Below are 25,519 nucleotides of genomic sequence, written 5' to 3'. Positions count from 1 at the left end.
AGGGACCTGCGAGCGGAGAGCCAAGAGAGTTTTATGCAGCAATGCATACTCAACTAGTACATCCCCTTCCCGGAGGGTGAGGGAGGGAAGGTTTAGTGAAGGGGGAGGAGTTAACTACTAGGCAATGCCGTGCTTTTTCAGCTTCCTGGCGATGGTCGACTGATTTACCCCCAGCGCCTCCGCCATGCGCACCTGGTTGCCGTGCGTGGCGAGCGCTTTTTCGAGGACAGCCTTTTCCACCTTATCCAGTGTCTCCTGCAAGGTCACCTCATCGTGCCACATACCGCCGGCCACGACAGCCTGCACCCCGCCCGCGGCGATCTCGGCAGGCAGATCCTTGACATCGATAAGGTCTGTTTCCGTCATGACCACCAGCCTCTCACAGATGTTCATCAACTGCCTGACATTGCCGGGGTAATCGTAGGCAAGGAGCGCGTCCGAGGCGGCGCGGGTCAGACGCTTGCGGATGGAATCGCGCGCGCCGAACAGATCGACGTAATGCCGGACCAGCGGCAGGATGCAGTCGCGCCGCTCCCTGAGGGCCGGCACGTGGATCGGAATGACGTTCAGCCGGTAGTACAGGTCGAGCCGGAAGGTACCCTCTTTGACCATCTGGTCAAGATTACGGTGCGTTGCCGCCAGGATCCTGACATCGAGCGTGCGGGCCTTGGTCCCCCCGAGCCGCACCACGCGGCCGTTTTCCAGGAACCTGAGCAACTTAACCTGGGCGGCCTGCGGCAGCTCCGCGATCTCGTCGAGAAACAGGATCCCGCCGTCAGCAAGTTCGAGATAGCCCGGTTTACCGCTAACCTGGGCACCGGTGAAAGCCCCCTTCTCGTAGCCGAACAGCTCGGATTCTATAAGGGATTCTGGTATAGCTCCGCAGTTGATCTCGATGAGCGGCTTATCGGCACGACTGGAATTCTTGTGAATCAGCTCCGCGATGAGCCCCTTACCGACGCCGGACTCACCCAGGATCAAAACGGTCGAATTGACTGCACTCACCTTGAGCGCCTGCTTCAACGCGTTGACCATGAGCGGGCTGCGGGCGATGACGCTGCGCGAGGCGAGATCCGCCTGCTGCATCTCCAGCATATGGCTGCGGAACTGGTCCCGAAGCGCCTCCTGCTCCTCCAGCTCGCGCTGCAAGTTGTCGATTTCCGTGACGTCCCGCTCGCTGACCACGACCCGGATCACCTGGCCGTTGGCATCCAGCACCGGCGTACCGGTGGAGATCAGCTTGCGCCCCTGCCGGTTCTGTAACTGGCTCACCACCTTGCCCGTGGTCAAAGCCTCGAGTGCAGCGGAGCGGTCGATGAAGCCCTGGTCCAGCAGCTCGTGCATATTTTTGCCGATAACCTCGGCAGCGGTAATGTTGTTGATCCTTTCCGACGCAGGATTGATGCGGATTACCACGGCGTCAGCGTTGCAGATCCAGAGCCCGTCCGAGGACGAGTCGATGATGGCATCGAGTTCCCGCGTCAGGTCCTGGAAAGCGCGCATCTGCCGCGCCATCTCCTCCAGATCGAGTGATCCCAGCGTCTCAGTTACAGCTTCAGTCATAAAAACCTCCGGCAAAAGTAGCGCCGGCGACCATTATGCACAAATGCATTCAATATGCAACAAGGAATACCAGAGTACTGAATCAGCCCCTGATAGAGCGATAGGCGTGAACTGAATACAGCGCCAGCCCGGCCCAGATGAACAGGAAGCTGATCAGGTGGGTGTGGGTGAAGGTCTCACCGAAGAGGGTGATGGCGAGCAGGAAATGCATGGTGGGCGTGATGTACTGCAGAAAGCCAATGGTGGCCAGACGCAGCTTCTTCCCGGCGGCGGCAAAGAGCAGCAAGGGAATAGCGGTAACCACGCCGGACATCGGGATCAGCATATCCAACGTAAGGCCGTGAGTGAGGAATATACCGGTCCCCTTCTGGTTCAGTTGCACCAGGTAGAAGAGCGCGAACGGCATGAGGAGCAGCGTCTCGACGGTGAGACCGACCAGCGGTTCAACGTGCAGCACCTTGCGGATCAGCCCGTAGAGCCCGAAGGAGAGCGCAAGGAGTAGCGAGATCCACGGCATGCTGCCGTACTGGATGGCAAGATAGAGAACGCCGGTGAAGGCAAGGCCGAGACTGATCCACTGCGGGCGCTCCAGCCGCTCCCGCAGGAAAATAAACCCGAGCAGCACGTTGACCAGCGGGTTGATGAAGTAACCGAGGCTCGACTGAAGCACCTCGCCTACGCTGATGGCGTAGATGAAGACCAGCCAGTTGGTGGCAATGAGGATGGTGGTGACAAAAAGAACCGCCAGCGACTTCGGGCGTTTCAACACCTCGATGGTCGCAGGCCAGGCGCCTTTCCAGGAAATGAGGATTACGAGGAAAGCGAGCGACCAGACGATCCGGTGCGACACCATCTCCAAGGGCGGGACGATCTTGACGCTCTTGAAGTAGACCGGGAAGAAGCCCCAGCAAAGGTAAGCCGCCAGGCCGTAGATGACGCCCTGGCGGCTTTTTTGTGCGGCAGTGAGCTCAGTATTTTCGGGAAGGTTGCTCATGTACCAGATGTCCTTGGACCGTCTACTCCTCCCCCCGGAGGGGGGAGGTTGGGAGGGGGGAAAACCCAAGCTAGCAAGATGCCACCCGTCCCCCTCCCTAGCCCTCCCCCTCCAGGGAAGGGAACTAGAACCAGAGGCGAGGGGTGACCTACTTGATCCTAGATGACCTTGAGGCCACGCAGCAGGATGACGGTAATGGTAATGGGGGCCACGTACTTCACCAGGAACAAGAAGATACTGATGATGGCGCCGTTTTGCAACTGCCCGTCGTTGGACAATGCCGCCCTCACCTTCTCCTCGCCCCAGACCCAGCCGACGAAGAGGCAGATGAACAGGCCGCCCACCGGCATCAGGAAGTTCGAGGTCACGAAGTCATAGAGGTCAAACATGGTCATGCCGAACAACTTGAAGTTGGCCAGGGTGCTGTTGGAAAGCGCGGCGGTGGAACCAATCAGGGCCAGCAGGACCACGGTGAGCACGGTGGATTTAAAACGGGACATGCCGAAGCGCTGGTGCAGGTAGGCAACCGGAACTTCGAGGATGGAAAGCATGGCGCCGGTGGCGGCGATGGCGCCGAGCACGAAGAAGAGCACCACGAAGACGTTGCCGAACGGCATCTGGGAGAACACAGCCGGAATGGTGATGAAGAGCAGCGACGGCCCGGCTTCCGGCTTGAAGCCGTAGGTGAAGACAGCCGGGAAGATGGCGATGCCGGCCAGGATGGAGACGGTGAGGTCGGCCAGCATGACGCGCAGCGCGGTCATCGGGATGTTCTGGTCATCACGGAAGTAACTGCCGTAGGTGATCATGGTGCCCATGCCGACGGAGAGCTTGAAGAAGGCAAGTCCCATGGCAGTCAGGACGACGGCCCCGGTCACCTTGGAGAAGTCCGGGCGGAACAGGAATTCAAGGCCGGCCGCGGCGCCGGGAAGCATCAGGCTCCTGACGCCGATCATGACCAGGATAAGGAACAGCACCGGCATGAGGCGCTTGGTGGTCTTCTCGATCCCCTTGGAAACACCGGCGATGATGATGGCGCCCACGAAGACCAGCACCAGGCACTGCCAGAATACGGACTGCACCGGGTCGGTGATCAACTTCTCGAAGCCGGCGGAGGTGACCTTCGGGTCAGCGGAAAGGATACTGCCGGAAGCCGCCTTGAAGATGTAGGCGAAGACCCACCCGGCCACCTCGGTGTAGAAGGCAAGGATCAGGAAAGCTGAAAGAACGCCCGCCGCACCGATCAGCGCCCAGCTCTCATTTTTGGGATGCAGCACCTTGAAGGTGGTGAGCGCGTCCGACTTCGAGCGACGGCCCAGCATGAGCTCGGCGACCATGACCACGAGGCCCGCCATCAGGGTCGAGAGCAGGTAGACGATGATGAATGCGGCCCCGCCGTTGAGACCTGTCAGCGCGGGGAATTTCCAGATGTTGCCCAAGCCTACCGCCGAACCGAGCGTCGCAGCGATGACTCCTAAACCAGAGGTGAAACTGTCCCGTGCCTTGGTTACTTTTACGTTTTGCATGTCGTTGCCTGTGTCCTTTGCTCTACTTCCCTTGGTAAATTAGCGGCAGCATTGCCGCGACTGCTCTCTACTTTTTAATGGCGGCGACCTGCCCTGCGGTGATGTGGCAGAGCTGTTCCGGAGTCAACGCGAAGACCGCGTTAGGTGTGCCGGCGGCAGCCCATACTTCCTGGTAGCCGAGCAGGTCCTCGTCGATGAAGGTGGTGAGCGGTGCCGGATGTCCCACCGGGGAAACCCCGCCGATGGCGTAGCCGGTCTGCTCGCGCACGAAGTCCGGCGTTGCCCGCTCGATCTTCTCGCCCATCAGTGCAGCCAACACCTTCTCGTTCACCATGTTGGCACCGCTTGCCACGACGAAAACCGCTTTACCGCTCTCCTTGCCGCGGAACACCAGCGACTTGACGATCTGCCCGACCTCGCAGCCGACCGCGTTCGCTGCCTCCACCGCGGTGCGGGTGCTCTCGCCGAACTCCTTGACCCGGCAGTCGATTCCGAAGCTGTTCAGTGCATCCTGTACCCGTTTCGCGCTTCCACTCAAAAATGAATCCATTGCTGCCTCCAAAGTCAGAATCAAACCATTGGCCAGGCTTGCGGGCCGTAGCGCTCTCAGCGCGAAGGTTCGAGAAATTTGAGAAGTTTGGAGCAATCTTAAAAGGTTTTGCTTCTCTCGGATGTCCTCAGATTTTCTCCGTGGCTAAAGGTTTTAAGTTTGTAGCTTGTGCTGTCACCCTCGTGAAAAGGAACAGCCCGGCGAAGATGATCGTTCCACCTATCGTCTGGCGCAGGGTCGGGTTCTCGCCGAGGAACACCGCTGCCCACAGGATGGCGCCCAAGGGCTCCCCCAGGATGCTCACCGAAACCACGGACGCCTGCACGTAGCGCAGCACCCAATTGAAGACGGTGTGCCCGAGGATGGTGCAGACCAGCGCCAGTGCAACAAAGATGAGCCAGTCCTGCCCGGGGTACGGGTAGAACGGCACACCGCCGACGGCAGCCGCGGCGCTTAGGGTAACGGCACTGGCGCCGTAGGTGACAAAGGTATAGCCGGTAAGCGGCAGGCCGTGGCGCAGTCTCCTGCCAATCAACAGGTAGCCGGACACCATGACTGCCGCGAAAAGCGCCAGCAGGTCGCCGATGAAAGCCTTCTCCCCCACCTGGAAGTCGGTGGCACCAATAACGACACTTCCTACGAAAGCGAGGAAGCATCCATAGAGCGCCTTGCGCGGCACCCGCTCCTTGAAGAAGATCCAGGAACCGAGCACGACAAAGAGCGGCTGAGTGGTGACCAGCACCACGGAACTGGCGATAGAGGTGTACTTGAGCGAGATGAACCAGGTGACGAAGTGCAGCGCGAGAAAGACGCCACTGGCGGCGGAGAGGCCGACCTGGCGCGCCGTCATACCGCGCAGTGCAGGAGCGCCGCCCCAAAGCGTGAAGGGCGCGAGGAAGCAGAAGGTGAAGATGAGCCGGTAGGCCGCTATCACCAGGGGGGGAGCCGTGCAGACCCTCACCAGGATGGAGGAGAAGGAGACAGCAAAAACCCCTACCAGGATGGCCAGGTAGGGGTTGATCCAAGGTTTGGTTGTGGTGTCAGACACCCTACTCTCCCAGGTAAGCCTTTCTCACTTCGGGGTTCGAGGCGAGTTCCTTCGCATCGCCCGACAGCACCACCTCGCCGGTCTCGAGGACGTAGGCGCGGTGGGCGATGGAGAGCGCCATGTTGGCGTTCTGCTCGACCAGGAGGATGGTGGTGCCGCTGGCGTTGATCTCCTGGATGATCTGGAAGATCTGCTCGACCAGCATCGGGGCGAGACCCATGGAGGGCTCGTCCAGAAGGAGGAGTTTCGGGCGGGACATGAGCGCCCGGCCCATGGCCAGCATCTGCTGCTCGCCGCCGGAAAGTGTCTTGGCTGGCTGCTTCTTACGCTCGTTCAGACGCGGGAAGCGCTGGAAGATCTTCTCCATGTCGGAGGCGACCTCGTTGTCGCTCCTCGTGTAGGCGCCCATCTCGAGGTTCTCGAGCACGCTCATCTTGGCGAAGACGCGACGCCCCTCGGGAACCTGGGAGATGCCCAGCTTGACGATCTCGTGCGGCGGAAGCTTGGTGATCTCCTTGTCGAGGTAGGTGATCTTGCCGCCGACGGACGGGACGATGTTGGAGATGGTGTTCAGGATGGTGGTCTTGCCGGCACCGTTGGCACCGATCAGCGCCACGATCTCACCCTGATTGATCTGGAAGGAAACGTTTTGCAGCGCCTTGATGGCGCCGTAGTTCACGCTGACATTCTCTACCTTAAGCATCCGCTGCTCCTTTGCCGAGGTATGCCTCGATGACCTTCGGGTTCTTCCTGATCTCCTCGGGAGTGCCCTCGGCGATCTTGACCCCGTAGTCGAGGACGGCGATGCGGTGCGAAATACCCATGACGAACTTCATGTCGTGCTCGACCAGGAACACCGTGACGCCGGTGGCGCTGATCGCCTTGACCATCTCGGCCAGGACCTGCTTCTCCTGCGGGTTCATGCCGGCAGCCGGCTCGTCCAGGAGGATGATCTGCGGCTTGATGGCCAGGGCGCGGGCGATCTCGAGGCGACGCTGCTCACCGTAGGGAAGGTTCCCCGCCAGTTCGTACGCCTTGTGGGTCAGGTCCACCTGCTTCAGGCAGGACATGGCCAGTTCCTTGAGCTCGTTCTCCTCGCGACGGACCCACGGGAGGAACTTGAGGGCCGCACCGGTCAGGTCGAAAGACCCCTGGGTATGGGCGCCGATCAGGACGTTCTCCAGCACGGTCAACTGGGTGAAGAGCCTGATGTTCTGGAAGGTCCTGCCGATGCCGGAACCCGCAATTTTAAAAGCGGGTTTGCCGGAGATGCTTTCACCCATGAAGGAGATCTGCCCCTCGGTCGGGGTGTAGATGCCGGTGATCAGGTTGAACATGGTGCTCTTGCCGGCACCGTTGGGCCCGATCAGGGCCATGATGCTCCCCTTCTCGACCTCGAGGTTTACCTTGTCTACGGCGACCAGACCGCCGAAGCGGATGGTGACGTTATCGAGTTTCAGAATGGACATGCGTTACTCTCGTTTCGTGAGTTATTGGAGTAAGTTACTTCCCAGCCGGCTTCCTGCCCACCGCGCGCAGCAGCAGTTCGGTGACGTTGACGCCACCAAGGAGCCCGTTGGGGCGGAACACCATCAGGAACACCAGCAACGCGCCGTACACCAGCATGCGGTACTGGGACATGAAGCGCAGGAACTCCGGAGCCGAGGCGAGCACCGAGGAACCGATCACGGCGCCGGGGACGCTGCCCAAGCCACCCAGAACCACCATGGCCAGGATGTCGACCGATTTCAGGAAGCCAAAGTCGGAGGGATTGATGTAGCTCAGGAAGTGGGCATAGAGACCACCACCGATACCTGCCATGAAGGAGCCCAGCGCGAAGGCCTGGATCTTGTAGCGCGCCGTGTTAATACCCATGGCGTCGGCCGCGATCTCGTCCTCGCGAATCGCCTTCAGCGCGCGCCCGAAACGGGAGCTCTGCACGAAGGTGACCAGGATGATAGCGAAGATGGCGACCACCCAGACGTAGATCGGCATCGGGATAGAGGTCTTGGCCGGCGGCACGGTAAGGCCGAGCGCCTTGTTGGTAGGCTCGAAGTTCAGGAAGAAGACCTTGACGATCTCCGCAAAGCCCAAGGTGCAGATGGCCAGGTAGTCGCCGGTGAGCCTCAGGATCGGGAAGCCGATCGCCGCGGCCACGATGGCGGTGACCACGCCGGTAACGGCGAGGTTGGCGATGAAGGGAAGGCCGGTCTTGATGGTCACCATGGCGCTGGTGAAGGCGCCGATGCTCATGAACGCGGCGTGCCCAAGAGAGAGCTGGCCGGTCAAGCCGGTGATGACGTTAAGCCCCAGCGCCAGCACGATAGCGATGCCGACGTTGACGAGGATCTGCAACATGTACGGGTCGACTGAGCCGACCAAGCTGTTCAGGAAGTCTGCCATCGAATCTATACCTTCTTTGTGATTTTTTGACCAAGGAGGCCGGTCGGCTTGACGAGGAGCACCAGCACCAGGATGGTGAAGGCGATGGCGTCACGGTAGGACGAGTAGCCGATGGCGACGCCGAAGACCTCGGAAACGCCAAGCAGCAGGCCGCCCAGCATCGCGCCGGGGATGGAGCCGATCCCGCCCAGGACGGCGGCGGCGAAGGCCTTGAGGCCGGCCATGAGGCCCATGTTGAAGGAGACCGCGTTGAAGAGTACGCCGACCAGCACCCCGCCGGCGGCCGCGAGGGCGGAGCCAAGGGCGAAGGTGAAGGAGATGACGCGGTTCACGTTGATACCCATGAGGGCCGAGGTGTTGTAGTCCTCGGAAGTAGCACGCATCGCCTTGCCGATCTTGGTCTTTTGGACGATGAACTCGAGGGCCATCATGAGGACTGCGGAGACGCCGATGATGAGGATCTGCAGGGTGGAGATGTCAGCGGTACCCACCTTGATCTGCCGCACAGGGAAAGCCCCGTCGGGGAAACCCTTGGCGTCGGCGCCAAACACCATGAGCGCCAGCGAGGAGAGGAAGATCGAGACGCCGATCGCGGAGATGAGCGCGGAAAGGCGGGAGGACTTCCTCAGCGGGCGGTAGGCGATAAGTTCGATGATCACACCCATGATCATGCAGAAGACCATGGCGCCTGCCATGGCGACGAACACGTTCACCTTGAAAGCGGAGACCAGCAGCAGGCCGATGAAGGCGCCCGCCATGAAGATCTCGCCGTGGGCGAAGTTGATCAGGGTGATGATCCCGTAGACCATGGTGTAACCGAGGGCGATGAGCGCGTAGACGCTCCCCAGGGCCACGCCGTTTACTAGCTGTTGTAAGAACATGTCGACTTCCTTCCGACTGGATTTGTCTGACCAAAAGCCCGCATCCCGCTGCTGGGAGCAAACCTAAGGTTAAAAATTTCTCAAAATAAAACAGAGGAATAGCTAACGATGTATACCATAAGCACTTGGAAATAAGCAAGCTATTGGTAAACGCGCTACTTCTCGTAAAAAGGAATCGAAGCCGAAAATAAAACAAGAGCCGAGGTTCTAATGAGTGGCCTGACCCTCGACCGCGCGACACTTTACAACAGCTGAATCTGTTTCGCAACGTTAAACTTTTGATTAAGGCAAAAAACGGCCCCACTTTACGGCGGGACCGAGGATGTTTCGTTGAGGTCGTCATTTTTAAAACAGCGGCTGAATTTGTAGCAGGGGCAGCGTATACGCGAGGCGGGCCTAGTTCCGATCATTACATCTGGCGAGCACAAAAAAAGGTGCCGTGGACGGAGGAGGAGTCGTCCACGGCACAATTACATGACAATAAGCTTGTTTATACGGCTACTACAGGAACTGGCTCCGCAGGTGCCTGTCCCCTTTCTATCTTTCAACTTATCGACTGCCAGCTAGATTTCTGTTTCCGGCAATCTCTTCTCGAACCAGTCGTACACCGCCGGAATGATCAGCAGGGTAAGCAGTGTCGAGGTAATCAGCCCCCCCACCACCACCGTAGCCAAGGGTTTCTGAATTTCAGATCCGGTCCCGCCGGCAAAGAGCATCGGCATGAGGCTGAAGATGGCAATCGATGCAGTCATCAGCACCGGCCGCAACCGGTCCACCGCCCCCTGACGCACGGCCTCACCTAGGCCGAGCCCCTCGTCGCGCAACTGCGCGATTCGCGACACCAACACAAGCCCGTTCAGCACCGCCACGCCGAAGAGGACGATGAAGCCCACGGAGGCGGGCACCGACAGGTACTGGCCTGACAGGAACAGCGAGAAGATGCCGCCGATCAGCGCGAAGGGAAGGTTCGAAAGCACCAACAGGGCCAACCGGATCGAGCGGAAGGTGACGTAGAGCAGCAGCAGGATGAGGCCGACCGCCACCGGGCCGATGATCATCAGCTTGTTCATGGCGCGCTGCTGGTTCTCGAATTGGCCGCCCCAGGTGAGGTAGTAGCCGGACGGGAGCTTGACCTGGTCCTTGATCTTCTGCTTGGCTTCGGCGACGAAGCTCCCGATATCCCTGCCGCTCACGTTCATCTCGATGCCGATCCTTCTCACCCCGTCCTGGCGGCTGATCTGCACCGGTCCCTCCACCATCTTCACCTCGGCGAGTTGCTCCAATGGGATGTTCATCCCCGACTTGGTGGAGATAAGCAGGTTCTGGATCGCTTCAAGCGAGTTCCTCTTGTCTTCGGGCAGGCGCACCGTGATGTCGAAACTGCGGTTGGACTCGTAGAAGGTGGAAGCGGCCTTGCCGGCCACGGCGATCTCGATGACGTTCTGCACGTCGCTTATGTTGAGCCCGTAGCGGGCGATCCTGGCGCGGTCGATGGCAACGGTGAGATACGGCTGCCCGGACACCTTCTCCGTGTTGAGGTCGGTCCCCCCGCGCACGGTGGAGAGGACCTTGGCGATCTGGGCCGACTTGTCGCGCAGCACGTCCAGGTCGTCGCCGAACAGCTTCACGATCAGCTGGGCTCTCGTCCCGGCCACCAGTTCGTCGATGCGGCACTGGATCGGCTGGCTGAAGCCGAAGCTGATACCGGGGATGGTCTCCAGCGCCTCCCTCATCTCGTTGGTCAGTTCCTCCTTGGAGATGTCGCGTTTCCACTGCTCCTTGGGCTTGAACACGCCGACGTAACCGGTCTTGTCGGGCCCGCGGGTGTCGAGGGCAACGCCGGTCTGGCCGATGCGCCCAACCACCACATCCAACTCGTCGAACTTCATCAGCTTCGCCGTCGCCTGCTGGTTCACCTCCAGCGCCTTGGCCAGCGAGACACCGGGGAGCATGGCGATATCCATGTCGAAGGAGCCCTCGTCCATGATGGGCATGAATTCGGTGCCGAGCCTGGTGACCAGGAACAGCGAGAAGACCAGCAGCCCCCCCGCGATGCCGAGCACCACCTTCCTGCGGTTGAGCGCGTACTCCAGCAGCGGCAGGTACTGTTCCTTAGCCCATGCCATGATGCGGCTCTCCTTCTCGGGCTGGGGTTTCAGGATGATGCTGCAGAGCACGGGGATTATGAAGATGGAGAGAAGCAGCGACGCCAACAGCGCGATGGCGACGGTGATGGCCAGGGGGCCGAACATCTTCCCTTCGATCCCCTCCAGAGTCAGGATGGGGATGAAGGTGAGCGCGATGATCAACTCCCCGAAGATGCTTGGCTTACGCACCTCCATCACGGCCTTCAGCACCGTCTTCAGTTTCGGCTCTCGCTCGCCCGCCTCACTCAGGTGGCGCTGCACGTTCTCCACCTGGATGATGGTGGTGTCGATGATCATGCCGATGGAGATGGCGAGACCGCCCAGGGACATGAGGTTGGCGGTGATGCCGGTAAGCTTCATGACGATGAAGGTGGCCAGGAGGGACAAGGGGAGCGCCAGGAGCACCACGATACTGCCGCGGATACTGTTCAGCAGCAGGTAGAGCACCACCAGGACCAGTAGTGCGCCTTCGACGAGCGCCTTGTTCACCGTCCCCACGCTCGCCTTGACGATGTCGCTGCGGTCGTAGTACGGCACGAGCTTCACGCCTTCGGGCAACATGTTGCTCTCGTTGATCTCCTTCACCTTCGCGGCCACCCGTTTGACGACATCGCGGCTATTCTCGCCGCGCAGCATCATCACGATGCCCCCTACCGCCTCGCCCGAGGCGTCCTTGACGGCGGCGCCCATGCGTACCGCCTCGCCGATCTTGACCTGGGCCACGTCGCGCAGGTAGACCGGCGTGCCCCCCTGGGATTTCAGGACGATATTCTCGATGTCGCCGGTGCTCTGGATCAGCCCTACGCCGCGTACGATGTACTGGTCGGAGCCGCGCTCCAGCACGTTGCCGCCGACGTTGCTGTTGTTGCTGCCGATGGCGTCGTGCACGTCCGCCACGGTGACGCGGTATTTGAGCAGCTTCTCCGGGGACACCTCAACCTGGTACTGCTTGAAGTAGCCGCCGAAAGAGTTGATCTCGTTGACGCCCGGGACGCTCTTCAACTGCGGGGTCACCACCCACTCCTGGACGGTGCGCAGGTTGGTCAGGTAGGCCCGCTTTGCGTCCGGTTCCTGGGGCACCTTCCCTTCCAAGGTGTACTGGTAAATCTCCCCCATGGCGGTGCCGATCGGCCCCATGGTAACCTCGACCCCTTTGGGGACCTGCTCGCGCGCCTCGGCCAAGCGCTCGAAGACCAGCTGCCTGGCGAAGTAAATATCCACGTTGTCCTTGAACACGACCGTCACGATGGAAAGGCCGAACTTGGTCACCGAACGTAGCTGCTCGATATCGGGGAGCCCACGCATCGCCATCTCGATGGGATAGGTAACGTTGCGCTCGATCTCGACTGCGGAGAGGCCGTCGGCGTGGCTCACCACCTCGACCTGGATGTTGGTGACATCGGGGAACGCATCGATGGGGAGTTTCTGATAGGAATAGAAGCCGAAGACGACGATCGCCAGCGCAAGGAAGATGACCATCCCCTTCTGCTTCAGCATGAATGCGACTGTTTTCTCAAGCATGGGTGCTGGTCTCCTTAGTGGTCGTGCCCCGAGATTTCGCCCTTTTGCAGTTCGGATTTAAGGACGAAGCCCCCCTTCACCGCAAGCCGCTCCCCTTCCTTGATGCCCGAGAGGATTTCAACCATGCCGCCGGAAGCGCGCCCCAATTCCACCTTGCGCGGCTCGAACGCGGCGTCCCCTTCCGCGACGAAGATCAGCTTCTTCCCTTCCAGTTCCACGACGGCCTCCTCGGGCACGGCCAGCACCGCCGCCGCATCCGCCGCGGTAGCCAGCTCCACGGTTGCGAACATCTCCGGCTTCAGCTTGCGGCCGGGGTTGGCAACCTCGACCCTCGCCTTGACGGTGCGGGTCGCCTCGTCGACCACGTCAGCCAGGTAGGTGATGCGGCCGCGGAACTTGGTCTCGGGAAAGGCGGTAACCGAAACTGTCGCACTCTGCCCCCGGCGCACCTTGGCGATGTCCTTCTCGTGGATGTCCACCAGCACCCAGACCGACGAGAGGTCGGCAATGGTGTACAGGCTCTTGGCCGGGTCGGAAAGTTCGCCGACGATGGCGTGCTTCTCGGTGATGACGCCGGCTATCGGCGCGCGCACCGGGAGCAGCGGCCTCCGGTCCGCCTTCAGGTCTCTGGCCGGCACGCCGTAGAGGGAAAGGCGCTCCTGGTCGGTATGCAGTTCAGTCTGGGCCGTCTTGTAGTCGGTCTCGGCCTGCAGGATCTCCTTTCTGGCGGCGATCTTCTTATCCACCAGGGCCTTGACGCGCTCCATGTTGGACTGGGCCAGGGCAAGCCTGGTCTTGGACTGGTGGTAGCGGCTTAACGCCTCCCCCAACTCCACGCTGTCGAGGGTCGCCAGAACCTGCCCTGCCCCTACACCGTCGCCAAGCGATGCCCGCACCGCCACAATCTTCCCGGCAATGCGCGGGGAGACGTGCGCGATCCGGTCGGCATTGGCCTCCACCTTGCCGGTCGCACTGATGACGCCAGGCATCTGCGCTTTCTTGGCCGCGGCGAGCGTCACCCCGTTTTGTTTCTGCACCTCGACGGCCATCTTCACGAGTTTCTCGCCGTGCTCGTCGTGCCCTTTCTCTTCCTTGCCCTCGGCGTGGCCGCCCTTCTCTTCGCCGTGCGCGCCCTTCTCTTCTGCATGTCCTGCTTCTGCATGCTCGGCATGCTCGCCCGCTCCGGGAGTATTGATCAGCCGGTAGGCGACGCCGCCCCCGAGCGCGATGGTGAGGACTAAGCCTATGATGATTCCCTTCTTGTTCACTGCGCACCTCCGTTAATGTCAGCGGCTACGGCCGATTCCAGTCTGTTGAGAGCTACCTGCCTGGCGTGCAGCGCGGCCAGGTAGCTGTCGCTCACCTCGAAATGTTTCTTCTGCTCCTCGATCACCGCCAGGATGCCGACCTCACCGAGCCGGTACGCTTCCTGGGTCAGCTTCAGGTTTTCATCGAGCTGGCGCAGGATGTCAGTACGGTAAAGAGAGAGCACTTTTTCGGCGTTAGCGAGGCTGGCATCGGCGCTCTCGACCTCGCGTTCCACGCTCGCGGTGGCACCCTGCAGCCGGATCTCCGCGCTGGAGCGTTTAGCCCGCGCCTCCTGCTGCCCGGCCTGGTTCCGGTCGAACACCGGTATCGGCATCGAGAGCTTCAGCCCGATGGTATAGGAGGTTTCCCGCCCCTCGACGCCACCGATCTCCATGGATGAGGTGTCGCGGGTCAACGCGATCCCTACGGTAAGGCTGGGAATCCCTTCCGCCTTGGCGAGCTCGACCTCGGCGTCACTCTTCTGCATCGCCGCATGCAGGGCCTTGAGGTCGGGACGGTTCTGCATAGCGACCTGCTTCAGGTCCCCAACCACCTTGAGGCGAACATCGTTGCCGTTCAACGTCCCGCTCAGATCCGGGGACGCTGTCGGCGGGAGGGCCATGAGCGCGAACAGTTTCGCCCTCGTGTCCAGCAGACTCCGCTGCATTTCGATCAGGTTGCCCTCGCTACGAACCAGCTCGACCCTGACCAGGTACATCTCAAGTTCGGGGATATCCCCCGCCGCCAAGCGATCCACCGCCACCTGGAGCAGTTGCTTATTGAGCTCTATGGAATGCCGGGCCAGGCCGACCCGCTCCTGGGCGAGCAGCGCATCGAAGAATGCGGCCTGCACCTGCTCCTTGAGAGAACGTTCGCGGTCCGCTACCTGCCAGCGGTAGGCGGCAAGGTCGCGCTCCGCGACGGTGCGGCGCTTGAGGCGCTTATCGCCCAGCAGGAACTCCTGGGAGATACCAAGGGAGAGGGTGCTGTCATCGCTGCTGCCGGTGAGAGCGCCGGTGGCGGCTTCCACTTCCAGCGTAGGATTGGGGATTACGCCGGCACGCACCGAGGCGGCGTCGAAGACACCGGCCTCTGTGCGCAAAGAGGCGAGCTCCGGATTGTTGGTGAGCGCAGCTGCCACTGCGTGCTGTAGCGAAAGCGGCTGAGGCTCGGCAAATACGGGTACGGCTGACAATAAAGACAAAGCGACGGCCACGGCTAGGCGCGCGCCCCTGAAGGCGTTTGTTGCCAAGAAAAACCTCCTGAATGCATGTTGGAAAAGTGAAGAAAACAGGACAGACCACGGCACAACCATGCCGGGAGAACGGGCTCCGGCAAAGGACGTACTACGGCCGTAAAAGGGGTGCTAGGCGCGTAACTGCGGGGGTACGAACTTGGAGAGGAATACTTCGGGTAAGAAGGTAAAGCGGTCGAAACTCTGAAGTGTGGTGAAAACAGGATAGTAGTCGAGGGAGAAATGACCGACGCTCATTGAGATGTGGCAGGCGCAGTCACAGCAGAAGTCACAGTCATCATGGTCGCCTTCCCCCTGCAACGGGCAATCGGGGGTGTCGCAGCCACGGTCCACATGGGAATCAGCTTGCACGCAATCAGCGACCGACACGCAGCGCTCCAGGGCGTGCGCATTGTCACAGGCTCCGCTGAGAAAGGTGCAAACGATCACTGCGAGTAGCAGGAAAGAGAAAAATTTGAGAGGGAATAACTTACGCATGCGCCGGCGAAGATAACGAATGAGTGCAGAAAGTGTCAAGACAAAAAGGGCGAATACTATTCGCCCCTCGTCTCGGTGTCAAGGTGCGGCTCGTGCAGTTTGACTGGCTTACCCCGCCTCATCCTCAAGTTCAGCATCTCCACCATGACCGAGAACGCCATGGCGAAGTAGATGTACCCTTTGGGGATGTGCATCCCGAAGCCCTCGCCAATCAGGGAAACGCCGATCAAGAGCAGGAAGCTCAGTGCCAGCATCTTGATGGTTGGGTGCCTTTCCACGAAGGCGCTGATCTTGCCGGAGAAGAGCATCATGAAGCCGACGGAGATAACCACAGCGGCCACCATGATGAAGAGCTGACTGGCCATGCCGATCGCGGTGATGATGGAGTCGAGCGAGAAGACGATGTCGAGCAGCAGGATCTGCACGATCACCGCACCGAAGGTGGCGCCGACATTGGCGGCATGCACTACCTCTTCCCCTTCAAGCTTTTCGTGAATCTCGAGGGTGCTTTTCCAGATCAGGAAGAGACCGCCGCTGAGGAGGATCAGGTCGCGGCCCGAGATCTCGTTGCCGAGGAGGCTGAACAGAGGCGTTGTGAGACCCATGAGCCAGGTGAGCGAGAACAGCAGCGCAATGCGGATGAACATGGCCAGCCCCAGGCCGGTCAATCTCGCCCTCTCCTGCTGTGCTGCCGGAAGTTTACTCGCCTGGATGGAGATGAAGATGATGTTGTCGATGCCGAGCACGATCTCCAGCGCGCTCAAAGTAACCAGGGCCATCCAGACCTGCGGGTCGGTAAGCCAGTCCATTTATAGGTTCTCCTTCAAGAAATAAGTAAGCCTCGCCACTTGGGTCCCCTCCCCCGGAGGGGGAGGGACAGGGAGGGGGAATGCAGGTGAGCCCCCCTCCCAGCCTCCTCCCTCCAGGGGGAGGAGTAATTGACGGAGAGGAGCGACCTTCTACCGCCGCACCGCCATCTGCTCAAGCCGCGCGATGCGATCTTCCATCGGCGGGTGCGTGGAGAAGAGCTGCATTACGCCGCCGCCGGTGAGCGGGTTCACGATGAACATGTGCGCCGTTGCCGGACGCGCCTCCTGCATGGGCAACGCCTGCGAGCCCATGTGCAGTTTCCTTAGTGCCGAGGCGAGCGCCAGCGGCCGTCCGCAGATCTCGGCGCCGGTGGCGTCGGCCAGGTATTCCCGCGAGCGGGAGACAGCCATCTGGATCAGCATGGCGGCGATGGGAGCGATGATCGCCATGGCGAGCGAGCCGACCAGGCCGCCGATGCCGCCCCCCTCCTCGTCGTCGCGTCCGCCGGCGAACATGGCGCCCCACTGCAGCATGTTGCCGATCATGGAAATGGCGCCAGCGAAGGTGGCCGCGATGGTACCGACAAGGATGTCGCGGTTTTGCACGTGGGCCAGTTCGTGCGCCATCACACCTTCAAGTTCCTCAGGCGAAAGGATGCGCAGGATCCCTTCCGTCGCGGCAACCGCGGCGTGTTCAGGGTTGCGCCCGGTAGCAAAGGCGTTGGGGCTGTCGGAAGGAATGATGTACACCTTGGGCATGGGGAGCCCGGCCCGCGCAGCCAGGTTGCTCACCAGGTTGTAGAACATGGGGTGGTCCTGCGGGCCGATCTCCTGGGCGCCGTACATGCTCAGGACGATCTTGTCGGAGAACCAGTAGGAAAAGAAGTTCATGCCCAGGGCAAGGACGAAGGCCATCATCATCCCGGAGCGGCCGCCGAGGGCCTGCCCCATGGTCACCATGAGCACGGTGAGAAGAGCTAACAGGAAAGTCGTTTTCAGTCTTTGCATAACATTTACCTCTACGAGTGTTATGTCCCGAAGGACTCGGTTCGGCCGAGGGTAAATAAAAAGACCTTTACCCTCGGCATTAGTTACCAGGATAAAGGTCTTGTTGACAGGTTTACTGTCCCGGCTCCGGGTCTTGCGACCGTATTGACGAAGCTCGGGTCGACCATTTCTCTGGCCGATAACTACTCCCCTTTAACGATTTGAAATATAATTTTTCCTATGCAAGTTGTCAAGGGTAATCGGTAACAGCAAATACTGGGGGAAAACCCAAAAGACATAAACGAACAGGGATAAAGGGGATAAAACCAAAAGACTCTAGGTTTTGAAGCCAATGAAGTTAAAATTCAAGCCTTTATCCTTTTTATCACTTTCATCCCTGTTAAACGGTTTGAAGGTTTATCTTTGCCCCCTGCGGCGTGCGCCAGTGCGTGAAGCTTTGAGGGCAAAAAAAAACGGCCCCTGCCGAAGCAGGGGCCGTCGGTACTGCGAGGTCAGGCATTAGTCCATCTTGACGGGTACTTTTGCCTTGAGGACGAACTTGCCGTCCTTGACTGCGAGGAGGCTCAGCGGGCTCTTGATCGGCTCGCGGTTAGCCTGCATGCTGATGGTGCCGGAAACGCCTTCGAATTTCTTGGTCTGTGCCAGGGTGCCTTTGAAGACTTTCGGGTCAACGCTGTTAGCGCGCTTCATGGCGTCGGCCAGCAGCATTACAGCGTCGTAGCCCTGGGCGTCGAACAGGCCCGGGAGTTCGCCGTTGTGCTTGGCTTTGAACGCCTCGATGAACTTGGCGGTAGCAGGAGCTGCCTGCTCGGTGGAGAAGCCCAGAGCGGACATGGAGCCCTCGACGGCCGGGCCGCCCAGCTCGATGAATTTCGGGGAGAACAGGCCGTCGCCGCCGAACATCGGAGCCTTCAGACCCTGCTTGCGGGCCTCTTTCATGATGAGAGCGCCTTCGGTGTAGTAACCGGAGAACAGGATGACGTCCGGCTTCTTGCTCTTGATGTTGGTGATCTGAGCGGAGAAGTCCTTGTCGCCGTCTTTCACTTTCTCGTCAGCAACGATCTTGATGGACGGAACCTTGGCGGCAGCATCGCGGAAGGTCTGGGACAGACCGACGGAGTAGTCGTTGTTGTCGGAAGTCACGATGGCTACTTTCTTGAAGCCGAGGTCTTTCGCGAAGTACTCGATGCAGGCCGGGATGGCGATGGAGTCGAGCAGGGTGTCGCGGAAGATGAAGTCGCCCACTTCGACGACGCCCGGGCCGGTTGCGCCTGCGGAGAGGAGCACAACGCCTGCTTTCTGCGCGATCGGAGCGGCAACCTTGGTGATGCCGGTGGTCGGGTCGCCAACGATGGCGGTGACGTTGTCACGGGAGATGAACTTCTGGGTTACGGAAGCGCCTTCCTGCTTGTCGCCACGGTTATCGGCTTCAACGATCTCGATCTTCTTGCCCTGGATGCCGCCGGCAGCGTTGATCTCGTCGGCAGCCATCTTCATGCCTTCGAGGGTCGGTTTGCCGAACATGGCCACGTCGCCGGTGAGGGCGCCGAGGAAGCCGATCTTGATGGTGTTACCAGCCGGTGCTGCAGCCGGAGCTGCGCCCTCTTTGGCCTCTTCTTTCTTCTTGCAGCCGAATGCACCGACTGCCAGCATTGCTACCAGCAGCAACGCGCTGATCTTCTTAAAGCTCATGCAGACTACCTCCTTGGGTTGATGAGTCACATTGTCAGGTACAGCTCCAACACGTCAACAGATTCTAATTGTCACTACTTGTTTGTCAAGACAGTGGCATTGAATCTCTCTCCGGCACAGGTAGTGCCGGAGAGAGCATGCTGTCTTAGAAGCTGTAGTTAGCAATGAGCTTCAGGTCGTACGGGTTGTCGGAACCGTTGGCGAAGTAGTCGCCGAGGATGACGTAACCTGCACGAGCGCCCAGGGTAACGTTGGCGCTGAGCTTGTAGTAAGCTTCAGCGTTGATCTCGGTGCCGAGGTAGTTGCTCTCACCGGAGTTCCTCGCGGGACGAACAACGCCATCCTTAGCGATGGAAGCGAAACCAACGTTAGCGGCACCAGAGAGCTTGTCGGTGAAGTTGTAGTCGTAGCCCAGGGTGCCCATGATGACGCCTTCGCCGTTGTTGTTCACGTCGTAGATGATGGCGTTATCGATGGTGGTTGCCCACTTGTCACGACCGAGAATGGTCATCTCGGAATCGTAGAACTGGCCGCCTTCGGTGCCGCCATTGCCGGTTGCTACGTAGAAGGCATCTTTGCCGCCGGAAACGTAGAGGAAGTTGGCACGTGCGGTACCACCGCCCGCCGGCATTTTCGCGCCGAGGTTGAAGGCGTAACCTTTTGCATCTACGTTAGCGGCAAGGTCGCCGAACTGCTTAACTGCGAAGCCGCTCAGTGCCACCGGGCCGACGTTGCCGGCTGCGTTCACGCCCAAGGTGTGGACGGTGAGATCCGGGGTGCCATTAGTTTCGCTGTTGTCCTTGATGAAGTAGTAGCCGGCGCCGAGGGTCAGGTCCTTGGACACCTTGTAGCTACCGTCCAGAGAGAACATGTCATGGGTCTTGCGGCCGAGGGTCTCGGTAAAGGTATTGTTGGAATCGGCGAAACGGAAGAAGCCAGCTGCGATGCTTGCATTGGAGTAGTCGTGCGAGAGGAGCACACCTGCCATATCTGCGTCGAACACAATACCTTTGAAGGCATCGTTGTAAGGCATCATACCGATCTTGGTGTTGAGAGCCGGATAGTTGAGGTCGAGGTAAAGGTGCTTGGTCTCAATGTTGGTCGTGTCGGCACCGAGGGCGCCGCCGCCACCACGAGTGGCAAGAGAGCCATCGGCGGAGCTTGTGTTATAGGAGCTGTTACCCCAGTTGTTGTAGTCGAACTCGAACTTAGTAACGAGTTTGACATGGTCGTCAGCCTTGGCGGTGTAGCCGAGACGAACGCGCTCAACGAAATAGTTAGCGGTCTTCGGGCTGTTGGCAATGACGCCGGTGTTGTTGTAGTTGGATACGTCGAAGAACGTGGTGAATGCGCCGCTGAACTGGTTCTCGAGAGCGAGTGCGGAGCCTGCGGATGCTGCGGTCAGTGCGGTTGCGATGGCTACTACTAAGAGCTTCTTGTTGCTTTTTTTCATACTGCCTCCTCGTTGTGTAGTAATTGCATTACAGCATTTTTAAACTGTGTTGCCCGGTAAAACTGAGAAGAACCCTATCCCCCCTTTCATCGATTGAATTAAAAAAACCCGGATACAGAACTGGCCCCTACTGACGCAGGGGCCAGGGATAAATTACAATATCTGGCTCAAAAACAACTTGGCGCGCTCGTGCGTGGGCGCGGTGAAGAAGTGCTCTGGAGTGCCCTCCTCCACGATGCGACCCGCGTCCATGAAAATGACGCGGTCGGCCACTTCACGCGCGAAGCCCATCTCGTGCGTGACCACGGCCATGGTCATGCCGTCCCTTGCCAAATCCTTCATGACGTCGAGCACTTCGCCGATCATCTCGGGGTCGAGCGCGGAGGTCGGCTCGTCGAACAGCATGAGCTTCGGGTCCATGGCCAGCGAACGCGCGATGGCAACGCGCTGCTGCTGTCCGCCCGACAGCTTGCCCGGATACGATCTTGCCTTCGCGGCGAGACCCACGCGCTCCAGAAGCATCATGGCCTTCTCTTCGGCCTCCTGCTTCGAACGCTTGCGCACCACGATCTGGGCCAGCGTCAGGTTCTCCAGCACGGTCTTGTGCGGGAACAGGTTGAAGGACTGGAACACCATGCCCACTTCCTCGCGCACCTTGGTGATGTCGGTCTTCGGGTCGTAAAGATCCATGCCGTCCACGACGATGGTGCCGCGGTCGATCTCCTCGAGCCTGTTGATGGAGCGCAGCAGGGTCGATTTGCCGGAACCGGAAGGACCTATGATAACGACCTTTTCACCGTCGTAGATGTCCATGGAAACGCGATCCAGCGCACGGAAAGAACCGTAGACCTTGATGATTTCCTTTGCCTCTACCATTTTCCTGCGGCTATTTGTTGACACTGACACGCTCCTCCATTACGCCGATGATCTTCGAGAAGAACAAGGTGATGATCAGGTAGATCAGCGCGATGACCGTGTAGGTCTCAAAATAGGTGAAGGACTCGGAGGCGTACTCGCGGCCGCGGCGCAAAAGGTCGGCGACCGCGATGATGGAGACCAGCGAGGAGTCCTTCAAAAGAGCGATGAACTCGTTGCCTACCGGCGGCAGGATAACCTTCACCGCTTGCGGCAGGATGACGTGAATCATGGTCTGACGGCCGTTCATCCCCAGGGAGAGGGCAGCCTCGCGCTGTCCCTTGGCGATGGACTCGATCCCGGCGCGTACCACCTCGCCCATGTAGGCGCCATAGCAGACGGCCATGGCGATGATGGCGGAAAGGATGGCCGGAACCTTCACGATGGTACCCAGTGCATAGTAGATGTAGAAGATCTGCACCAGCAGCGGGATACCGCGAATGACTTCGACGTACAGGGAGGCGACGCCGTTGAAGAACCGGTTCTTGGAGATCCGGCCCAGGCCGGTGATGAGGCCAATGACGATTGCCAGGAGTATCGCCCCGAGGGTCACCTGGAAGGTCACCGCGATGCCGTCGGGAACGAACTTGATAATGTTGAGGTACGGGTCCGGTCTGCTCCAGACCAGGTAGGCAATGGTGCCGATGGCGCCAAAGAACGCTATGCGCCAGGCGGTGAACAGGCCGCGGTCGCTTTTACGGGGAATGGCGGCGCCGTCCCCTACATCGATAATCTGCTTTTTTGCTTCAGTACTCATGCTTTCTTGTGACCGTCCCGCGCCGGCGGTGTGCCGGCTCTTATTGATGCGCTGCTGTGCTGCGTCTTTCTTTTAAAGAAAGCTCCTGCAGAAGCGGTTGCTACTGTCGGGTAGCGATCCGTTCTGCAGGAGCTTTTTGTGCCGTTACTTAAGCTGCCACTTCTTCTTGAGCTGTGCGTCGATCTTCTTTTTCTGAACCGCTGCGATTCCCTTATTCAACTGGGCCACCAGCTCCTTGTTGCCTTTCTTGACCACGATGCCGTAAGCCTCTTTGGTGAAGGACTTGCCCACGATCTTGAACTTGGAGCTGTACTCCTTCTTCTGCAGGGCGTAGGTAATGGCGGTCGGCTCGTCGCAGACGACACCGGCGATGCGACCGGCAGCCATGTCTTCGAAAGCCAGGCCGACTTCGTCGTAGGTCTTCAGCTCGACACCGGCAACCTTCTTGACTTCCATGGCGCCGGTGGTGCCGATCTGCGCGCCAACCTTCTTGCCTTTGAGGTCTGCGATCTTGGTGCCCTTCTCAGCCTTGGGCACTACCAGGATCTGGCCGATCTGGACGTAAGGAGTGGTGAAATCGTACTTGGCCTGGCGCTCCGGGGTGATGGTGACCGAGGAGATGATGGCGTCGTACTGACCGGCTTCCACGCCGGCAAAGATGCCGTCCCAAGCGGTGTTCTTGAAGGTGACCTGCAGACCGGCCTCTTTGGCGACAGCAGTCATGAAATCGATGTCGAAGCCGACAATCTTCTTGTTGGCGTCAACAAACTCCATCGGCGGCCAGGTTGCGTCAGACGCGACGGTGATCGCTTTCGGTGCGGCGAAAGCCGCGGACACAAAACAAAGTCCCAAAGCCAAAACTGCAGTCAGAGTACGAAGTGCTTTCATGCTTCCTCCATAAAATGTCTTTAATATTAAACGGCATACACCATTTACGTTTTCGCCGCATACTTTTAAAGCTAATTCACCCTCTTGTCAACCACTTATTAATTAGACATTGCGCTCGGTTTAAGCCCATGTTAACTTGTCTTACCACAATTTAGTGAATTCAAGGTTTTATGAGGTCAAAATTACTTTGGGATCTGTGAAAAAAATTCGTGCGGGTATACTTCTTTTGATAACAACGTTCTTCTGGGGCGTAACTTTCACTGTGGTGAAGGACGCCATCAGCAAGGTTGACGTATTCGTTTTCCTATCTCAAAGATTTCTAATTGCTGCTGCAATCATGCTTCCCATCGCTTTAACGCGCACTAATAGAGTAAAAGCCAGACTGCTCACACACGGGACCATTCTTGGAATCCTCTTATTTGCTTCCTACGCCTTCCAGACCGTCGCCCTGAAGTACACCAGCGCATCGAACACCGGCTTTCTCACCGGACTCAGCGTCCTGTTGGTACCGCTGTTCGGAGCCGCCATTTTCCGACATGCCGTGGGCGCCGGAATCAGGTGGGGTGTCGGTCTCGCGACACCGGGGTTGTTCCTGCTCTGCACCGACGGCAGCCTGAGCTTCAATATCGGGGACATCCTGGGGGCCATTTGCGGGGCCTGCGTCGCACTGCACCTGCTCTATACCAGCCATTTCACCCGCCACGCCGACAGCGACGTCTACTTGCTCACCACCTTGCAACTGTCCGTGGTAGGCCTGTTGAGCCTCGCATCAGCACAGGCGCGTGGCCAGGAAGTCTTCGTCTGGCACCCTGAACTGCTCTGGACCCTGGTGGTCTGCGTGCTGATCGCCACTATCTTTGCCTTCCTGGTGCAGACCACCATGCAGAAGTGGATCAGCCCCGCCCATACTGCGCTCATCTTCTGCACCGAGCCCGTCTTTGCCGCGGCCTACGCATACTATGCGGCCGGCGAGCGGCTTGGCGTCCTGGGGTTGCTCGGGGCCGTTCTGATCCTGGCGGGCATGATCGTTTCCGAATTGCTCCCGGATGGCGCCGACAGCGACGCGAGCGTCAGTGTCGCCGCCGAAGGGTGACCGGCAAGTTATCGGTTGACACCGGTTTCTCCTTATAATAATTTTTTCGATCTAGCCATACCGACACACGCACACTGGGCGCAATGCCGCACCAAAAAGGGGACGCGATGATAAACACAGGAGACCACAGCGAGCTTAAGCACCATTTCGCCAGCGACAACTACGCAGGGATCTGCGCGGAGGCATGGCAGGCGATGGCGGAGGCCAACAGCGGACTGGCGAGTTCCTACGGCGACGACCGCTGGACGGCCCAGGCGTGCGAGAAGATCCGCGAGCTTTTCGAAACCGACTGCGAGGTCTTCTTCGTTTTCAACGGCACCGCGGCCAACTCGCTTGCGCTGGCATCGCTGTGCCAGTCCTACCACTCTATTGTCTGCCACGAGATGGCGCACATCGAAACCGACGAGTGCGGCGCCTCCGAGTTCTTTTCCAACGGCACCAAGGTGCTTTTGGTGCCGGGCGACAACGGCAAGATCAACCTCGATGCCGTCGAGCACACCATCACCAAGCGCAGCGACATCCACTACCCCAAGGCGCGCGCCTTGAGCATCACCCAGGCGACCGAACTGGGCACGCTCTACTCCGTGGCGGAACTGCAGGCGATCGGGGAACTGGCGAAGAGGTTCGACCTGCGGGTGCACATGGACGGTGCGCGTTTCGCTAACGCGGTTGCCGCCCTCAACGTCGCCCCTAAGGAGATCAGCTGGCAGGCCGGTGTCGACGTTCTCACCTTCGGCGGGACCAAGAACGGGTTTGCCGTGGGCGAGGCGGTCGTCTTCTTCAACAAGGAACTCGCCTACGAGTTCGACTACCGCTGCAAGCAAGCCGGGCAACTGGCCTCCAAAATGCGTTTCCTGACGGCACCCTGGATCGGCATGTTGGAAAGCGGCGCCTGGCTCAGAAACGCCGCGCACGCCAACAGCTGCGCGCGCCTTTTGGCAAACGAGATCAAGAAGATACCGCAAGTGCGCATCATGTTCGAAAGCCAGGCCAACTCCGTCTTCCTTGAGATGGCGCCGGAAGCGCTGGAAGCCCTCAGGGCTCGCGGTTGGCACTTCTACACCTTCATCGGCTCCGGCGGCGCCCGCTTCATGTGCTCCTGGGACACCAAGGTGGATGAGGTCGCCAACCTGGTGGCAGACATCAAGGCGTGTGTTTAACCCTCCACAACCTGGTTAGGCCTTGCCATCTACTACAGGCGTTCACACTCCCCTCTCCCTCTGGGAGAGGG

Annotated in this window: 22 protein-coding genes; 2 read left to right on the top strand and 20 right to left on the bottom strand. The window is 59.6% G+C overall.

Translation table 11 applies throughout. The features are described 5' to 3' along the window. Positions 1 to 117 precede the first annotated feature (117 nt). From K7R21_RS04300 to K7R21_RS04205, 20 genes are all read right to left on the bottom strand, one after another. A complete protein-coding gene (locus tag K7R21_RS04300; protein ID WP_224982050.1) occupies positions 118 to 1,563 on the bottom strand; it encodes a sigma-54 interaction domain-containing protein in 1,446 nt (481 codons plus the stop codon). 82 nt (positions 1,564 to 1,645) lie between these two features. After that, positions 1,646 to 2,557: an EamA family transporter RarD gene (gene rarD, locus K7R21_RS04295; RefSeq protein WP_224982049.1), complete on the bottom strand. Its 912-nt coding sequence runs from the start codon at positions 2,555 to 2,557 to the stop codon at positions 1,646 to 1,648. A 158-nt stretch (positions 2,558 to 2,715) separates the two neighbouring features. After that, positions 2,716 to 4,083 carry a sodium-dependent transporter gene (locus tag K7R21_RS04290; RefSeq protein ID WP_224982048.1) on the bottom strand — a complete coding sequence of 456 codons (1,368 nt, stop codon included), beginning with the start codon at positions 4,081 to 4,083 and terminating at the stop codon, positions 2,716 to 2,718. Positions 4,084 to 4,150: 67 nt separating this feature from the next. Further along, the gene (locus K7R21_RS04285) at positions 4,151 to 4,633 is read right to left on the bottom strand and encodes a YbaK/EbsC family protein (protein ID WP_224982047.1); all 483 of its coding nucleotides are present in this window, start codon (positions 4,631 to 4,633) and stop codon (positions 4,151 to 4,153) included. A 127-nt stretch (positions 4,634 to 4,760) separates the two neighbouring features. Further along, a complete protein-coding gene (locus tag K7R21_RS04280; protein ID WP_224982046.1) occupies positions 4,761 to 5,681 on the bottom strand; it encodes a DMT family transporter in 921 nt (306 codons plus the stop codon). 1 nt (position 5,682) lies between these two features. Then, positions 5,683 to 6,384: an ABC transporter ATP-binding protein gene (locus K7R21_RS04275; RefSeq protein ID WP_224982045.1), complete on the bottom strand. Its 702-nt coding sequence runs from the start codon at positions 6,382 to 6,384 to the stop codon at positions 5,683 to 5,685. After that, positions 6,377 to 7,150 carry an ABC transporter ATP-binding protein gene (locus K7R21_RS04270; RefSeq protein WP_224982044.1) on the bottom strand — a complete coding sequence of 258 codons (774 nt, stop codon included), beginning with the start codon at positions 7,148 to 7,150 and terminating at the stop codon, positions 6,377 to 6,379. Before K7R21_RS04270 ends, K7R21_RS04275 begins: the two co-directional genes overlap by 8 nt. 34 nt (positions 7,151 to 7,184) lie before the next feature. After that, entirely contained in the window at positions 7,185 to 8,084 is a 900-nt protein-coding gene (locus K7R21_RS04265; protein ID WP_224982043.1) for a branched-chain amino acid ABC transporter permease, read from the bottom strand. Between the two features lie 5 nt (positions 8,085 to 8,089). After that, a complete protein-coding gene (locus K7R21_RS04260) occupies positions 8,090 to 8,965 on the bottom strand; it encodes a branched-chain amino acid ABC transporter permease (RefSeq protein ID WP_224982042.1) in 876 nt (291 codons plus the stop codon). A 563-nt stretch (positions 8,966 to 9,528) separates the two neighbouring features. After that, positions 9,529 to 12,633, bottom strand: coding sequence for an efflux RND transporter permease subunit (locus tag K7R21_RS04255; protein ID WP_224982041.1), 3,105 nt, complete (start codon positions 12,631 to 12,633; stop codon positions 9,529 to 9,531). A 14-nt stretch (positions 12,634 to 12,647) separates the two neighbouring features. Then, the gene (locus K7R21_RS04250; RefSeq protein WP_224982040.1) at positions 12,648 to 13,901 is read right to left on the bottom strand and encodes an efflux RND transporter periplasmic adaptor subunit; all 1,254 of its coding nucleotides are present in this window, start codon (positions 13,899 to 13,901) and stop codon (positions 12,648 to 12,650) included. Further along, the gene (locus K7R21_RS04245) at positions 13,898 to 15,193 is read right to left on the bottom strand and encodes a TolC family protein (RefSeq protein ID WP_224982039.1); all 1,296 of its coding nucleotides are present in this window, start codon (positions 15,191 to 15,193) and stop codon (positions 13,898 to 13,900) included. The genes K7R21_RS04250 and K7R21_RS04245 overlap by 4 nt, the downstream gene beginning before the upstream one ends. Before the next feature lie 114 nt (positions 15,194 to 15,307). Then, a complete protein-coding gene (locus tag K7R21_RS04240; protein WP_224982038.1) occupies positions 15,308 to 15,565 on the bottom strand; it encodes a hypothetical protein in 258 nt (85 codons plus the stop codon). A 164-nt stretch (positions 15,566 to 15,729) separates the two neighbouring features. Then, the gene (locus K7R21_RS04235; protein WP_224982037.1) at positions 15,730 to 16,482 is read right to left on the bottom strand and encodes a TerC family protein; all 753 of its coding nucleotides are present in this window, start codon (positions 16,480 to 16,482) and stop codon (positions 15,730 to 15,732) included. A gap of 150 nt (positions 16,483 to 16,632) precedes the next feature. Continuing rightward, the gene (htpX, locus tag K7R21_RS04230; RefSeq protein WP_224982036.1) at positions 16,633 to 17,490 is read right to left on the bottom strand and encodes a zinc metalloprotease HtpX; all 858 of its coding nucleotides are present in this window, start codon (positions 17,488 to 17,490) and stop codon (positions 16,633 to 16,635) included. Between the two features lie 498 nt (positions 17,491 to 17,988). Then, positions 17,989 to 19,182 (bottom strand): ABC transporter substrate-binding protein, encoded by a 1,194-nt coding sequence (locus tag K7R21_RS04225; RefSeq protein WP_224982035.1) that lies wholly within the window; start codon positions 19,180 to 19,182, stop codon positions 17,989 to 17,991. A gap of 145 nt (positions 19,183 to 19,327) precedes the next feature. Further along, positions 19,328 to 20,635: a porin gene (locus K7R21_RS04220; RefSeq protein ID WP_224982034.1), complete on the bottom strand. Its 1,308-nt coding sequence runs from the start codon at positions 20,633 to 20,635 to the stop codon at positions 19,328 to 19,330. 153 nt (positions 20,636 to 20,788) lie between these two features. Next, positions 20,789 to 21,535 carry an amino acid ABC transporter ATP-binding protein gene (locus tag K7R21_RS04215; protein WP_318248321.1) on the bottom strand — a complete coding sequence of 249 codons (747 nt, stop codon included), beginning with the start codon at positions 21,533 to 21,535 and terminating at the stop codon, positions 20,789 to 20,791. Beyond that, entirely contained in the window at positions 21,522 to 22,307 is a 786-nt protein-coding gene (locus K7R21_RS04210) for an amino acid ABC transporter permease (RefSeq protein ID WP_224982033.1), read from the bottom strand. The genes K7R21_RS04215 and K7R21_RS04210 overlap by 14 nt, the downstream gene beginning before the upstream one ends. Positions 22,308 to 22,451: 144 nt before the next feature. Next, positions 22,452 to 23,195: a basic amino acid ABC transporter substrate-binding protein gene (locus K7R21_RS04205; protein WP_224982032.1), complete on the bottom strand. Its 744-nt coding sequence runs from the start codon at positions 23,193 to 23,195 to the stop codon at positions 22,452 to 22,454. A gap of 154 nt (positions 23,196 to 23,349) precedes the next feature. Between K7R21_RS04205 and K7R21_RS04200 the strand changes: the two genes are divergently transcribed. Together K7R21_RS04200 and K7R21_RS04195 are read left to right on the top strand one after the other, a co-directional pair. Continuing rightward, entirely contained in the window at positions 23,350 to 24,288 is a 939-nt protein-coding gene (locus K7R21_RS04200) for a DMT family transporter (protein WP_224983409.1), read from the top strand. Positions 24,289 to 24,395: 107 nt separating this feature from the next. Then, a complete protein-coding gene (locus K7R21_RS04195; RefSeq protein WP_224982031.1) occupies positions 24,396 to 25,448 on the top strand; it encodes a threonine aldolase family protein in 1,053 nt (350 codons plus the stop codon). Positions 25,449 to 25,519 lie beyond the last annotated feature (71 nt).

The sequence above is a fragment of the Geomonas agri genome, assembly GCF_020179605.1.
In the GTDB taxonomy this organism is placed as follows: domain Bacteria; phylum Desulfobacterota; class Desulfuromonadia; order Geobacterales; family Geobacteraceae; genus Geomonas; species Geomonas agri.
Note: the sequence above shows the minus strand (reverse complement) of the source record. Positions and strands in the feature narration are given on the sequence as shown.

Coding starts and splice junctions, on each gene's coding strand:
- K7R21_RS04300 (WP_224982050.1), bottom strand. CDS start 1,563: ATGACTGAAGCTGTAACTGAGACGCTGGGATCACTCGATCTGGAGGAG.
- rarD (WP_224982049.1), bottom strand. CDS start 2,557: ATGAGCAACCTTCCCGAAAATACTGAGCTCACTGCCGCACAAAAAAGC.
- K7R21_RS04290 (WP_224982048.1), bottom strand. CDS start 4,083: ATGCAAAACGTAAAAGTAACCAAGGCACGGGACAGTTTCACCTCTGGT.
- K7R21_RS04285 (WP_224982047.1), bottom strand. CDS start 4,633: ATGGATTCATTTTTGAGTGGAAGCGCGAAACGGGTACAGGATGCACTG.
- K7R21_RS04275 (WP_224982045.1), bottom strand. CDS start 6,384: ATGCTTAAGGTAGAGAATGTCAGCGTGAACTACGGCGCCATCAAGGCG.
- K7R21_RS04270 (WP_224982044.1), bottom strand. CDS start 7,150: ATGTCCATTCTGAAACTCGATAACGTCACCATCCGCTTCGGCGGTCTG.
- K7R21_RS04265 (WP_224982043.1), bottom strand. CDS start 8,084: ATGGCAGACTTCCTGAACAGCTTGGTCGGCTCAGTCGACCCGTACATG.
- K7R21_RS04260 (WP_224982042.1), bottom strand. CDS start 8,965: ATGTTCTTACAACAGCTAGTAAACGGCGTGGCCCTGGGGAGCGTCTAC.
- K7R21_RS04255 (WP_224982041.1), bottom strand. CDS start 12,633: ATGCTTGAGAAAACAGTCGCATTCATGCTGAAGCAGAAGGGGATGGTC.
- K7R21_RS04235 (WP_224982037.1), bottom strand. CDS start 16,482: ATGGACTGGCTTACCGACCCGCAGGTCTGGATGGCCCTGGTTACTTTG.
- htpX (WP_224982036.1), bottom strand. CDS start 17,490: ATGCAAAGACTGAAAACGACTTTCCTGTTAGCTCTTCTCACCGTGCTC.
- K7R21_RS04225 (WP_224982035.1), bottom strand. CDS start 19,182: ATGAGCTTTAAGAAGATCAGCGCGTTGCTGCTGGTAGCAATGCTGGCA.
- K7R21_RS04220 (WP_224982034.1), bottom strand. CDS start 20,635: ATGAAAAAAAGCAACAAGAAGCTCTTAGTAGTAGCCATCGCAACCGCA.
- K7R21_RS04210 (WP_224982033.1), bottom strand. CDS start 22,307: ATGAGTACTGAAGCAAAAAAGCAGATTATCGATGTAGGGGACGGCGCC.
- K7R21_RS04205 (WP_224982032.1), bottom strand. CDS start 23,195: ATGAAAGCACTTCGTACTCTGACTGCAGTTTTGGCTTTGGGACTTTGT.
- K7R21_RS04195 (WP_224982031.1), top strand. CDS start 24,396: ATGATAAACACAGGAGACCACAGCGAGCTTAAGCACCATTTCGCCAGC.